Source organism: Streptomyces pallidus (ex Mingjun et al. 2026), from assembly GCF_051550185.1.
Lineage (GTDB): Bacteria > Actinomycetota > Actinomycetes > Streptomycetales > Streptomycetaceae > Streptomyces.
The window spans coordinates 188,527-201,420 of record NZ_CP196181.1 but is presented as its reverse complement, the minus strand read 5'-3'; the positions used below and the strand labels follow the sequence as shown (position 1 = coordinate 201,420).

General features: G+C 70.3%; 9 protein-coding genes. 3 read left to right on the top strand and 6 right to left on the bottom strand.

The genetic code is table 11. The features are described 5' to 3' along the window. Window positions 1-56 precede the first annotated feature (56 nt). Window positions 57-1,748 (bottom strand): response regulator, encoded by a 1,692-nt coding sequence (locus ACSHWO_RS00985; protein ID WP_438309627.1) that lies wholly within the window; start codon window positions 1,746-1,748, stop codon window positions 57-59. After that, window positions 1,745-4,099: a HAMP domain-containing protein gene (locus ACSHWO_RS00980; protein ID WP_438309626.1), complete on the bottom strand. Its 2,355-nt coding sequence runs from the start codon at window positions 4,097-4,099 to the stop codon at window positions 1,745-1,747. Before ACSHWO_RS00980 ends, ACSHWO_RS00985 begins: the two co-directional genes overlap by 4 nt. A 620-nt stretch (window positions 4,100-4,719) precedes the next feature. Between ACSHWO_RS00980 and ACSHWO_RS00975 the strand changes: the two genes are divergently transcribed. Continuing rightward, entirely contained in the window at window positions 4,720-5,916 is a 1,197-nt protein-coding gene (locus tag ACSHWO_RS00975) for an IS110 family transposase (protein WP_438309625.1), read from the top strand. A gap of 8 nt (window positions 5,917-5,924) precedes the next feature. Here ACSHWO_RS00975 and ACSHWO_RS00970 read toward each other — a convergent pair whose 3' ends face one another. Beyond that, on the bottom strand, window positions 5,925-8,210 hold the full coding sequence (locus tag ACSHWO_RS00970) for a catalase (RefSeq protein ID WP_438309624.1): 2,286 nt from the start codon (window positions 8,208-8,210) through the stop codon (window positions 5,925-5,927). Between the two features lie 263 nt (window positions 8,211-8,473). Between ACSHWO_RS00970 and ACSHWO_RS00965 the strand changes: the two genes are divergently transcribed. Beyond that, entirely contained in the window at window positions 8,474-9,115 is a 642-nt protein-coding gene (locus tag ACSHWO_RS00965; protein WP_438309623.1) for a carbonic anhydrase, read from the top strand. Window positions 9,116-9,134: 19 nt separating this feature from the next. Here the strand turns inward: ACSHWO_RS00965 and ACSHWO_RS00960 are convergent, their stop codons facing one another. Continuing rightward, window positions 9,135-10,103 carry an L-threonylcarbamoyladenylate synthase gene (locus ACSHWO_RS00960; protein WP_438309622.1) on the bottom strand — a complete coding sequence of 323 codons (969 nt, stop codon included), beginning with the start codon at window positions 10,101-10,103 and terminating at the stop codon, window positions 9,135-9,137. Window positions 10,104-10,608: 505 nt separating this feature from the next. Here ACSHWO_RS00960 and ACSHWO_RS00955 point away from each other — a divergent pair. Further along, entirely contained in the window at window positions 10,609-10,887 is a 279-nt protein-coding gene (locus ACSHWO_RS00955; RefSeq protein WP_438309621.1) for a transglycosylase family protein, read from the top strand. A 650-nt stretch (window positions 10,888-11,537) separates the two neighbouring features. On the opposite strand, the gene ACSHWO_RS00950 is transcribed toward ACSHWO_RS00955, so the two are convergent. Next, window positions 11,538-11,783, bottom strand: a complete 246-nt coding sequence (locus tag ACSHWO_RS00950) for an isoamylase early set domain-containing protein (RefSeq protein ID WP_438309620.1) — start codon at window positions 11,781-11,783, stop codon at window positions 11,538-11,540. 698 nt (window positions 11,784-12,481) lie between these two features. After that, window positions 12,482-12,859, bottom strand: coding sequence for an STAS domain-containing protein (locus ACSHWO_RS00945; protein WP_438309619.1), 378 nt, complete (start codon window positions 12,857-12,859; stop codon window positions 12,482-12,484). Window positions 12,860-12,894: the final 35 nt, after the last annotated feature.

The window sequence follows — 12,894 nt, the reverse complement described above, 5'->3', positions numbered from 1 at the left end:
GTGTTGCACGCTTGGGCTCCTCGCAGTCCTTCGGTAGCTGTGGACCGGTCCCGGCGTCAGGGGGCCAGCTGGCGCTTGACCCGGCCGATCAGCTCGTCCGCGTCGACGGGTTTGGTGATGTAGTCGCTGGCGCCGGAGGCCAGGCTCTTCTCCCGGTCGCCGATCATGGCCTTGGCGGTGACGGCGATGATGGGCAGCCCGCTGTGCTCGGGCATGGCCCGGATGGCGGCGGTGGCGGTGTAGCCGTCCATCTCCGGCATCATCACGTCCATCAGGATGACGTCAATGCCCGGGTGCAGGGCGAGGGCTTCCAGGGCGGCCCGGCCGTTCTCCGCCTGGAGCACCCGCATACCGTGCAGTTCGAGGATGCCGGTGATGGCGTACAGGTTGCGGTCGTCGTCGTCCACCACCAGAGCGGTGCGGCCGGCCAGGGAGCGGTCGAGGTCGGGGTCCCAGGGGGACCCGGTGTCCGGCCGGTGGACGAGCGGCAGCACGTCGCCCGGCCGGTCCGCCCCCATGTGCAGAACGATGCGCTCGCGCAGCTCGTCCAGGCCGGTGATGAGTTCCAGCAGACCGGAGCCGTTCCGCTCGCGCAGCGGCCGCGTGTCGGGCGCCGCGGTGCCGCGGCTGCTGTGGGCCAGCACCGGCACGCCCTGCAGGGACGGGTCCCGTTCCATCTCCTCCAGGAGGCTGGCGGCCGCGCCGTCGGGCAGGTCCAGATCGAGGATGACGCAGTGGCAGGGGTTCGTGGCCAGGGTGGCCGCCGCCTCCTGGGCGCCGACGGCAGTGATGATCTCCACGCCGTCCCCGGCCGCGGGGTCGCCGTAGCGGGGCAGGTCGCCGACGGCGTTCTCCGCCACCAGCGACAGCAGGCCGCCCGGCCGGGCTTCCACCACGAGCAGGCGGCGCCGCCGGAGCGGCCCCGGGAGCGCAGAGAGGGTGGTGGCGGCGGGCTCCGGTTCCCGGCCGGCCCCTCGAACGTCCGGGTCCGAGGCGCCTGCGTCCTGGAGTTCCCGCTGCGTCCTCGTCGTGACCGCATCGGCGGAGTCGGGGCGTGCGATGGGCAGGTAGAGGGTGAACGTGCTGCCCTTGCCCAGGGTGCTCTCGGCGGTGATGGCCCCGCCGAGCAGGTAGGCGATCTCCCGGCTGATGGACAGGCCGAGCCCCGTCCCGCCGTATTTGCGGCTGGTGGTGCCGTCTGCCTGCTGGAAGGCGCCGAAGACCGACTCCAGGTGCTGCGGCGCGATACCGATACCGGTGTCGGTCACGCGGAAGGCGAGCACGGGGCCGCCGCCCCGGCGGGCGAGCTCGGGAACCCGGTCCTCGTCAGCGGGTTCGATGCGCAGCTCGACGCCGCCCTGCTCGGTGAACTTGACCGCGTTCGACAGCAGGTTGCGCAGGACCTGGCGTAGCCGGTAGTCGTCCGTGACCAGCTCGGACGGGACCTCGGGGGAGGTGCGGACGACGAACGACAGGCTCTTCTGGCTCGTCAGGGGCCGGAAGGTGGCCTCGACGTAGTCGAGCAGCCTGGCCAGGGAAACGGTCTCGACGGTGAGGTCCATCTTCCCCGCCTCCACCTTGGACAGGTCGAGGATGTCGTTGATGAGCTGGAGCAGGTCCGAGCCGGCCGAGTGGATGATGCCGGCGTACTCCACCTGCTTCGCCGTCAGGTTCCGCGTCGGGTTCTGCGCGAGCAACTGGGCGAGGATCAAGAGGCTGTTGAGCGGGGTGCGCAGCTCATGGCTCATGTTGGCCAGGAACTCCGACTTGTAGGTGGAGGCCAGGGACAGCTGGTGCGCCCGCTCCTCCAGCTCCTGGCGGGCCTGCTCGATCTCCAGGTTCTTCGTCTCGATGTCGCGGTTCTGCGCCGCGAGCAGCTCGGCCTTGTCCTCCAGCTCGGCGTTGGACGCCTGGAGTTCCTCCTGCCGGGCCTGGAGCTCCTGCGAGCGGGCCCGCAGTTCGGCCGTGAGCCGCTGGGATCACCGAGGAGCTCGTCGGTACGGGCGTTCGCGATGATGGTGTTGACGTTCACCCCGATCGTCTCCATCAGCTGGTTCAGGAAGTCCTGGTGGACCTGGGCGAAGGGGCGCACGGAAGCCAGCTCGATCACGCCGAGGACCTGTCCCTCGACGACGATCGGCAGCACGATCAACGACAGCGCCTCGGTTTGACCGAGCCCGGAAGAGACAGCCAGGTAGCTCGCCGGGAGGGCGTCGACGGCGATGGAGCGCTTGCTGCGGGCGGCCTGGCCGACGAAGGACTCGCCGAGCCGGAACCGGTTCGGCCGCGAACCGGCGGGGAAGGCGTAGGAACTGACGAGCTGCAGGACGGTGCCCTCCTCGCTCTCCTCGGCGAGGTAGAAGGCGCCGCACTGGGCCGACACCAGCGGGGTCAGCTCGTCCATGATCGATTCGGCGACGAGGCCGAGGTCGCGCTGTCCCTGGAGCAGGCCGGAGATGCGGGCCAGGTTGGTCTTCAGCCAGTCCTGTTCTTCGTTGGCCCGGGTGGTCTCGCGCAGGGACTCCACCATGAAGTTGATGTTGTCCTTGAGGTCGGCGACCTCGCCCGAGGCATCGACCGTGATGGAGCGGGTGAGGTCGCCCGCCGCGACGGCGCTGGTGACCTCGGCGATGGCGCGCACCTGGCGGGTCAGGTTGCCGGCGAGCTCGTTGACGTTCTCGGTGAGCCGCTTCCAGGTGCCGGAGACGCCCTCGACCTCGGCCTGGCCGCCGAGCCGGCCCTCGCTGCCGACCTCGCGGGCCACCCGGGTCACCTCGGCGGCGAAGGAGCTCAGTTGGTCCACCATGGTGTTGATGGTGGTCTTGAGCTCCAGGATCTCGCCGCGGGCGTCCACGTCGATCTTGCGGGTGAGGTCGCCGTTGGCGACGGCCGTGGTGACCTGTGCGATGTTGCGCACCTGACTGGTCAGGTTGTGTGCCATGAAGTTGACGTTGTCCGTGAGGTCCTTCCACGTCCCCGCCACGTTCGGCACCCGGGCCTGGCCGCCGAGGATGCCCTCGGTGCCGACCTCGCGGGCCACGCGCGTCACCTCGTCCGCGAACGCCGACAGGGTGTCGACCATGGTGTTGATGACGCCCGCGAGAGCAGCCACCTCGCCCTTGGCCTCGACGGTGATCTTCTGCGAGAGGTCGCCCCTGGCGACCGCGGTGGCCACCTGCGCGATGGAGCGGACTTGGCCCGTCAGGTTGGAGGCCATCACGTTGACGTTGTCAGTGAGGTCCTTCCAGGTGCCCGAGACACCGCGGACGGTGGCCTGGCCGCCGAGGTTCCCGGCGGTCCCGACCTCGCGGGCGACGCGGGTGACCTCGTCCGCGAACGCGGAGAGCTGGTCCACCATGGTGTTGATGGTGTCCTTGAGCTCCAGGATCTCCCCGCGCGCGGTCACCGTGATCTTCTGTGACAGGTCGCCCTGGGCCACGGCGGTGGCCACGTGGGCGATCGCCCTGACCTGGCTGGTGAGGTTGCCGGCCATGAAGTTCACCGAATCGGTGAGGTCGCGCCAGGTCCCCGAGACGCCCTGAACGTCGGCCTGGCCCCCGAGGATGCCCTCCGTGCCGACCTCGCGGGCGACGCGGGTCACCTCGCCGGCGAACGAACTGAGCTGATCCACCATCGTGTTGACGGTGTCCTTCAGCTCCAGGAACTCACCGCGCGCATCGACGGTGATCTTCTGCGAGAGGTCGCCCGTCGCGACGGCCGTCGCGACCTGGGCGATGTCGCGGACCTGGGTGGTGAGGTTCCCGGCCATCGCGTTGACCGAGTCGGTGAGGTCCTCCCAGGTGCCCGACACCCCCGGCACCTGCGCCTGACCGCCCAGCCGGCCCTCGGTGCCGACCTCGCGGGCCACGCGGGTCACCTCCGAGGTGAAGCGGGAGAGCTGGTCCACCATGCCGTTGAAGACGGTGGAGATTTCGCCCAGCAGACCGTCCGCCTCACCGGGCAGCCTGATGCCGAAGTCGCCGTCGCGTACGGCCGTGAGCCCGGCCAGCAGCAGCCGCAGCTCCGGCTCGCCCACCTGGGCGGCCCCGGTACCGGTACCGGCACCGGCCGTGGCACCGGCCGCGGCCCTCTGGGGCACTTCCGCACTCTCGTCGGGCGGTGTCGCGCCAGCCATCGAACATCGCCTCCGTAGAACGCCGGGCCATTGGCCGGCTTCGATCCTGCCCGTCCCGAGCGGAGGCGGCCCGGGAGCCGTCCCTCGCGGTCAGGACGTGGGCCTGTACCGATCCGGAGGCTACCCCACCGGTCAGGGGTGGGAACGAGCCCGGATCGAGCCGCACTTCCCGGGTACGGGCAGGCATGGATGTGCGAGTTCGGTGGATACGGCCCGCATTGGCGGTCCCGACGGAACGCTCTCCACCGGAAGGAGCCGCGGCCATGGCTGACATCATCTCCGTATTTGTGGCCGGATCGTTCGACCCCTGGGCGCCGACCGGCCACGGCCGGCCGGCGCCCCGCGGGTCAGGCGGCTCTACCTTCTTGATCGGGTTGATCGAGCCATTCGTAGGGTTGGGTCGCCCAGGGGTGCCGGGTGTGGCTATCAGGCGGCTGCCGTCTCGTGGTTTCCCTGGCTTCGCCGCCCGGCGCCCCACGACGACTCGGCCGCCGATTAGGAAGTGCGAACAAGTCGCTGTGTAGAGCAATGCCGGCGAGGTCGTCCGTGGTACGAACCGAACGAACACGTACGTCAGGAGCGCGATGAGCCGGATATGGGCGGGGATCGACAGCGGCAAGGGCCACCATCACGGCCTCGCCCTGGACGCGGACGGCAAGACGCTGCTGTCGCGGCGGGTGGCCAACGACGAACCTGAGCTGCTGAAACTGATCGGGGATGTCCTGGATCTGGCCGACGGCCGTGAGGTCACCTGGGCCATCGACATGACCGGCGGGGAGCCCGCGCTGCTGCTGGCCCTGCTCGTCGGCCACGGCCAGCAGGTCCTCTACATGCCGGGGCGGCTGGTGAACCGGGCTTCCGACGGCTACCGCGGTGAGGGAAAGACCGACGCCCGCGACGCCTACGTCATCGCGGACCAGGCCAGGATGCGCCGCGACCTGCGGCCCATCCGCCCCGCCGACGAGGCCGCCGTCGAGCTGAAGCTGCTGACCGGCCGCCGGGCCGACCTGGTCGAGGACCGCACCCGCTCGGTCAACCGGCTGCGTGGCACCCTACTGTCCATGTTCCCGGCCCTGGAGAGGGCCCTGGACGTGACGAACACCGGGCCGCTCAGGCTGCTGACGGGCTACCAGGCCCCGGCCGCGATCCGCCGTGCCGGGGCCACTCGGCTGACGACGTGGCTGGCCAACCGCAAGGTCCGCAATGCCAGAGCCCTGGCCGAGGCGGCCGTCGAGGCCGCCGCGCGACAGCACACCGCTGTCCCGGGGGAGAAGACCATCGCCAAGCTGGTCCACACCCTGGCCGAGGAGGTGATGACCCTCAACGAGCAGATCGCCGAGATGGACAAGCTCATCGAGGGCCGGTTTCGCGAGCACGAACTCGCCGACATCGTCCTGAGCGTTCCCGGCATAGGCGCGACACTAGGAGCCGAGTTCCTCGCCGCTGTCGGCGGCAGCCTTGACGAGTTCGATTCCCCGGACGCGCTGGCGGCCTTCGCCGGCGTCGCCCCGCGACCACATGATTCCGGCAAGGTCAGCGGCAACCTCCACCGCCCGCTCGTCTATCACCGCAGACTTCAGCGGGTCTTCTACACCTCCGCGCTGGTCAGCGTCCGGTACGACCCGAACTCGCGGAGGTTCTACGACCGCAAACGCGCCGAGGGCAAGAAGCACGTCCAGGCCGTTCTCGCCCTCGCCCGCCGACGCGTCAACGTCATCTGGGCCCTGATCCGTGACCGGCGGTGCTACGAAGTGTCACCGCCGGTCACGACGGCCGCTTGACAACACGATTAGGAAGCTGGGGCGGGGAAGCGGGCCCAGACGCGGTGGCTTCCCATCAGTTCGGAGAGCTGGCGCAGAGCGGCCGGTCCGTCGTTCGCGAGGACGACGCCGGCGTCACCGTTTCGGATGCCTGCTGCTTCGAAGAGCCGCTCCGCACCGTTCCAACCGCCGACGGCCTTGCCGTGCCGGTACGCCTCGGTGAGCAGTGCCAAGACGCGGGGGTCGCCGACGGCGGTCCTGGGGTCGGCGGCCTTCGCGTCGCGGGCGCCGTAGGCGTCCGCCCCCGCTGCGGGCACACCGGCGAACAGCAGCGCGTCGAACTCGACCGAGCGTGCGGCCGCGTAGGTGCGTTGCACGGTCACCGGCGCTCCGTCGCCGGCCAGGCGGCCGCCGACCGGAGCGATCACCAGGGGAACCATGCCCGCGTCGAGGACGGCCTGGCGGACCTCGGTCACGCCGGCCTGGTCACTGGCGGCGTCGGTGACGATGCCGATGATCCGCCCGTCCAGCGGCCAGGTCTGTCCGATCTGGGACAGGCGCGGGCTGGGGCTGGCGTCCGCGAGCGTCTCGGTGGCCGCCGGTGCGGACAGCCCCAGCCCGGCGGCGACCTCGGCGCACAGCTCACCGTCGATGTTGGCCAGCGTCTGCAGGACCCGTTCCTTGACGGCCTGTTCGTAGCACTTGGACAGCTCGAAGGTGTAGGCGGCGATGATGTGCTCGCGTTCCACGGCGCTCATGCTCAGCCAGAACAGCCGCGGCTGGGAGAAGTGGTCGTCGAAGGAGGCGGGAGCTTCGCGGACCTTGCGTGCGGCCGGGAGTTCCACGGGTACCTCGATGAAGGCACCGGTGTCGGCGCCGGCGAAGAAGGGGCAGCCCCCGTCGAGGCTGTTGGGGTGGTACGGCGCCACGCCGCGGTGCACGGCGGTCTGGTGCATGCCGTCACGAAGCATGTCGTTGACGGGCGCGTGGGTGCGGTTGATCGGAAGCTGCGGGAAGTTGGGCCCGCCGAGCCGGGTGATCTGGGTGTCGAGGTAGGAGAACATGCGCCCGGCAAGCAGCGGGTCGTCGGTCGGATCGATGCCGGGGACGAGGTGGCCGGTGTGGTAGGCGACCTGTTCGGTCTCGGCGAAGAAGTTCGACGGGTTGGCGTTCAGGGTCATCAGGCCGAGCGGTTTCACCGGCGCCAGTTCTTCGGGAACGATCTTCGTCGGGTCGAGGAGGTCGATGCCCTCGAACGTCTGCTCCGGGGTGTCGGGGAAGGTCTGGATCCCGAGCTCCCACTGCGGGAACGCGCCCGCCTCGATGGCGTCGGCCAGGTCACGTCGGTGGAAGTCGGGGTCGACACCGCCGAGGATCTGGGCCTCCTCCCAGACGAGGGAGTGCACGCCCAGCTTGGGCTTCCAGTGGAACTTCACCAGCGTCGTGACGCCTTGTGCGTTGACGAGGCGGAAGGTGTGGACGCCGAAGCCCTCCATCATCCGGTAGGAGCGCGGGATGCCCCGGTCGGACATGTTCCACAGGGTGTGGTGGGTGGCTTCGGTGTGCAGGGAGACGAAGTCCCAGAACGTGTCGTGGGCGCTCTGCGCCTGCGGGATCTCCCGGTCCGGATGCGGCTTGCCGGCGTGGATGATGTCGGGGAACTTGATCGCGTCTTGGATGAAGAAGACCGGGATGTTGTTCCCGACCAGGTCGAAGACGCCTTCCTCGGTGTAGAACTTCGTGGCGAAGCCACGGGTGTCGCGCACCGTGTCGGCGGAGCCGCGGGATCCGAGCACGGTGGAGAACCGTACGAACACGGGCGTCTCGGCGTCGTCGGCGAGGAACGCGGCCTTCGAGACGACTGCCCCGGTGCCGTAGGACTGGAAGACGCCGTGGGCGGCCGCACCGCGGGCGTGGACCACGCGCTCGGGGATCCGCTCGTGGTCGAAGTGCATCAGCTTCTCACGCAGGTGGTGGTCCTGCAGCAGCACCGGCCCGCGCGGACCGGCCTTGAGCGAGTGGTCCGTGTCGTACAGCCGCGTGCCCTGCGAGGTCGTGAGGTGCGCGCCGCTCTGGGCCATCCGAGCCTGCTCGTCGCCGGTGGGCTGCCCGGTCGGACTGACGGTCTCCGGTCCCCTCTGGTCCGCCTTCGGCGGCAGCGGCTCGACCGGCTGGACGGGTTCGGTCAGCTGGGGAGACGCGAAGGCGGGCTTGCCCGGAATCCCCTCCTCAGGGCCGCCACGCTCTGACCCTCCGCCCTGCATGGCGTCGGCGATCTTGTCGGTCACAGCCTTCAACGGGTTCTTCTCTGGCATCACATCTCCAGGTCGCGGGAACCGGGTGATACACGTGTGACCCCATCCAAAAATTCCCAAACAGTGCTATGTCCAGAAGGCGAGGCATTGCCGGTGCCCGGATCCTGCCGACCCGGCCGCTGTGTCGCCCCGCCTCCGGCCTTCCCGGTCTCATACCAGGTGGGGGCGGGTAGCGCTGGTCACGGGGGCAGCGCCGCCTGTCCGGGGCCGTTCGGCGGGACCGGGCGCTGCGACGGCTGATGCCGCCTCGTAGGCTTCGGGGCATGACCGAGATCAAGAGCCCGACGCCCCGCGACGCATTCGAGCTGCTCATGGCGGGCAACAAACGCTTCGTCTCCGGAGCCACCGAGCATCCGAACCAGGACGCCGCCCGCCGCACCGAGACCGCACCGTCTCAGCAGCCTTTCGCCGTGTTGTTCGGGTGCTCCGACTCCCGGCTCGCCGCCGAGATCATCTTCGACCGCGGCCTGGGCGATCTGTTCGTGGTGCGTACCGCCGGCCACGTCGCCGGCACGGAAGTGCTCGGCTCCATCGAGTTCGGCGTGAGCGTCCTCAACGCGCCGCTGGTCGTCGTCCTCGGCCACGACTCGTGCGGTGCCGTCGCCGCGGCCTGCTCCGCCTTGGAGAACGGGAACACGCCGGGCGGCTTCGTGCGTGACGTGGTCGAACGGGTGACCCCGAGCGTGCTGGCCGCCCGCGCCGCCGGACGCGAGACGGCCGAAGAGATCCTGGCCGAGCACATCGAGCACACCGTGGATCTGCTGCTGGAACGTTCCCGCATCCTGGCCGAGCGGGTGGCCGCCGGCCGCCTCGGCGTGGTGGGGCTGTCCTATCGGCTGGCCGACGGCAGCGCACAGTTCGTCGCCTCCCGCGGCTTCGACGCGGCGGCCGCCACCGCTTCCTGACCGCCCCGGCCATAGCCGTTCACACGGAGGGCCGGGGTCCCGCGGCCCGGCGGAGCCGGTTGGCGATCGCGAGCCCCAGCCCTTCCTCCACTGGCAGGGACGCGACGATGAGGTCGCAGCCCTGCTGGTCGAGCCCGCGCAGGAACCCGTACAACCCGCGCGCGTAGGCGCCCATCGAAGGGGGGAGCGCCACCACGGCATGCGCCTTGACCGGAGTGGTGGCGAGGGAGGGGGGAAGAAGGACCCCCACCTGGTGCCCCAGCTCCTGTGCGAGCTCGGCTTCGGCGACGACCCTCCCCGGGGCGGCGAGGACGACGCGCGCCCGCGGCGCGTAGTGCGATGGATGCTGGCCCGGCACCCGGACACCGCTCGTCGCCGAGACCGCGACCGGGCGCCCCAGTACCGTTTCCAGGTCCTCACGCGTCACTCCGCCGGGCCGAAGGACGGTCGGGGCCCCGCCCGTGACGTCGACGATGGTCGACTCGACGCCGACCGCGCAGCGCCCACCGTCCAAGACGAAGTCGACGGCGTCACCGAGCTCCGCTCGGACATGGTCCGCAGAGGTGGGGCTGACCGAACCGAAGCGATTGGCGGACGGCGCCGTGACACCACCGCCGAAGACCGACAGCAGCCTCAGGGCGACGGGGTGGTCGGGCACGCGCACGGCTACTGTCTCCAGCCCGCCGGTTGCTTCGAGGGGCACCCGGTGGCCGCGCCGCAGGACCAGCGTCATCGGCCCCGGCCAGAAGCGTTCCGCCAGTAGGCGCGCGTCCGCCGGCACTTCCTCGACCCAGTCGTCCAGATGCTTCGCACTGCCGATATGGACGATCAGTGGATGGGAGGGCGGGCGCCCCTTGACCTGGAAGATCCGTGCGATAGCCGTGGAGTCCTCGGCGTTGGCGCCCAGCCCGTACACGGTCTCGGTCGGGAGAGCCACCAACCCCCCGGCGCGCAGCACACCGACCGCCCTCTCGATGTCACCGGTCATTGCCGTCACCTGGTATTCCTCTCCGCTCCGACCTACCGGGCCGAACCTGCTGCGACCACGGTGCCGGGCAAGGCCCGCCGGCCGCTGACCTGCACAAGTTCGGGAAGGCCTCCTTCTGCCCGTGCACGCGTCGCCTGGCCAACGCCAACGGTGCCGGCGAGGACACGCCCGGCGTCAACACGCCGCCTCCGCCTGGCACGGCCCCTCACCCAGCCTCTGGCCAGGCGGTGGCCGTCGCCCCCGCGACGAGCCCGGTGCTGCGGAAACCGAGCGAGGGCCGCGAGGCCATGGGAGTGGCTCCATCCGACTTCCCGCCGCCAAGCCGTCCGGTCCCAGGGACCTCGTGTTGTGATGCGCGTGCCGCTGCCCGGCCGCATCGGCGGACCGACTGCCGCTCGGCCGGCTGCCGTACGACGAAGGAGGATTTGTGTCCCGTTCCCAGGTACGCCGCCGGACCCTGCGCATCGTGCGGTCTCTGTTGTGCGCATCCGCAGTCTGCCAGCTCATGGCACTGAGTACCTCCGGCGCTCATGCAGTCGAGCACCTGTCCAGACCGGTCGACTGGGATGCCATCGCCCGGTGTGAGTCCGGCGGCAACTGGCGTGCCAACACAGGCAACGGTCATTACGGCGGTCTGCAGTTCAGCCAGTCGAGTTGGCGGGCTGCAGGGGGCACCACCTACGCAGCTCGCGCCGACCTCGCCACCAAGGAAGAACAGATCGCCACCGCCCGGAAGCTGGCTGCGATGCAGGGCATGGGCGCTTGGACTTGCGCCCGTCGGTGATGGGCAGCGGCTGCAGGCGCGGTTGCGGACCTGACACTTCTGAACCCTGGCCTGGCGTCGGACCCGCCAGGTGACACCTCGGCCCCGGCCCTGTGAGGCACCGGGCACCCTCGTGAAGAGGTGGGGGTGGGGGTTCGCGGCCGGATCCCCAGCCCGCTTGGCGACAACTACGGGGCTGCGGCAGCGGCGATCGGCCGCGGGCGGGCCGGTTGCCGGTACCCACCGTTGTCCGCTATCCGGCAGGGGTGCCCCGGCACCGGGCCACGGGTGGCGGGTGGTGTGGTTGCCGGTGTGGGCGAGGGTGCTCCAGGCGTTTGACGGCCGGCAGCGTTTCCCGTTCGGCGGGCGGGCGGACGGCTTCTGCGAGGCCGGTCGCGGCCTCGTGGGCGAGTGCCGTGTCTCCGGGGGTCGGCTCCCACGGGCGGTGGGGGAGCTGGGTTTCGGCTTCCGTGACGGGCTCGGCGATCTGCTTCCCGCATGCCCTTTGCGGCCGGCTGCCGGTCTGAGGGCTGCGTGAGAGGTGCGGACCGCCACCGTTTCCCTGCTGAGCCCGGTCCCTCCGCCTGCGGAACGGACATGACGAATCCCTGCTCCTCATGTGTGCGCTTGGGTGCGCGTGCCGCCGGTGCGGCGCGTGGGGTGGGGGCGTATCAGGTGTGGAGGTGGCTGCTGGTGGCGTTGTGGCTGTCGGTGGTTTCGTCGTTGAACCAGTAGTCGCCGGCGGCGCGGTAGTGGAAGTGGCGGGTGGCGGGGGCGCGGAGGGCGACGGCGGCTGCACGGGTGCCGTCGCCGCGCGGCTGGAGGGGGTGGGCTGAGGGGCTGCCGTCCGGGATGTGCTCGGGCAGGACGGACGTGATCTCGGTGCGGCCCCTGAGCCGATTGCGTTCGAGCACCATGGAACTCCGGTCGTTGAAGGTGTGGTCGCTGGTGCATCGTCGGTCCTGTCGGCGGTGGGGTGCTCTCGTACGCGCCCGGTCGGCCCATACCGGTCACCCGCGCCGGTGGCCGCCGTGTCGGTCAGCGGTTGCCGCAGCGCGGCGCCGACGGCCGTCCCCTCGACGTCGTCAGGCCCTCGAACGTGACTGAAAAGGGCTGACGGATCAGCCGCGGCTGGCCGGACGCCGCGCGCCGCGCTGCGGCTTCCCACGCCACGGGGGCCGCGGACCCGAGAACGCCGCAGGGCATGCTCGGTCTACAGCCCGGTGTCCGGAATGCGTTGCTGCGGGCCGCCAGCCGCACGGCGACTTGCCTGGTCCGCGTCCGCGTCCGTGGCGCACCATGGCCTGGCTCGCTGGTTGCCACCACCCTCACCGCCGCTCCGGACGCAAGCCGACCACCTCCTCGCCGCCAACAGGACCGCCTGCACCCCCATCTGCTACCGAAGCCCGGCCACACGAGATGACTTCCAGGGAACTGCCCGGTCTTTCCTTCGGGCTTGCGTACGCCCTCTCCGAGGCAGGCGGACCGGTCTTGTCACCTTCTCCCGTCGGTACTCGTCATGAGGGCGACGACCGCATGCGAACGGTCGCACCCACGAGGGAGTCGAGAACACGATGCTGACCGACATCATGTACGTGACGGTCTACGTCACCGATCAGGACCGCGCGCTGAGGTTCCCAGGCGGATCGTCCTCTTTCGGGAAGAGGGAATCCGCCCCGGATATCTGCAACAGGCGTTGGAACTGGGGGGCCGGGTTCGCCAGGTGGATCTCGACGTTGGCCTTGGCTGCTTCCTGTCGTGCGGCGAGGAGTGCGTTGAGTCCCGACGAATCGCAGAAGGTGATCGCGCTGAAGTCGGTGACGATGCGGTCGGCTCGGGACGCGCGGACGAGGCCGAGTGCTTCGGCGAGGGCGCGTCTCAGGGAGGGTGCGGTGGCGATGTCGATCTCGCCGGTGGGCCGGACGGCAGCCACGCGGCCGATGATCTCGACGGCGGGCCGTGTGCCGTTGTCCTGGTCGCCTCGCTCGGTCACGGTTACCTCCTCGGTGTGCGGCTGTGCGGGGGTCG

Coding starts and splice junctions, on each gene's coding strand:
- ACSHWO_RS00985 (WP_438309627.1), bottom strand. CDS start 1,748: ATGAGCCATGAGCTGCGCACCCCGCTCAACAGCCTCTTGATCCTCGCC.
- ACSHWO_RS00965 (WP_438309623.1), top strand. CDS start 8,474: ATGACCGAGATCAAGAGCCCGACGCCCCGCGACGCATTCGAGCTGCTC.
- ACSHWO_RS00975 (WP_438309625.1), top strand. CDS start 4,720: ATGAGCCGGATATGGGCGGGGATCGACAGCGGCAAGGGCCACCATCAC.
- ACSHWO_RS00955 (WP_438309621.1), top strand. CDS start 10,609: ATGGCACTGAGTACCTCCGGCGCTCATGCAGTCGAGCACCTGTCCAGA.
- ACSHWO_RS00970 (WP_438309624.1), bottom strand. CDS start 8,210: ATGCCAGAGAAGAACCCGTTGAAGGCTGTGACCGACAAGATCGCCGAC.
- ACSHWO_RS00950 (WP_438309620.1), bottom strand. CDS start 11,783: ATGGTGCTCGAACGCAATCGGCTCAGGGGCCGCACCGAGATCACGTCC.
- ACSHWO_RS00960 (WP_438309622.1), bottom strand. CDS start 10,103: ATGACCGGTGACATCGAGAGGGCGGTCGGTGTGCTGCGCGCCGGGGGG.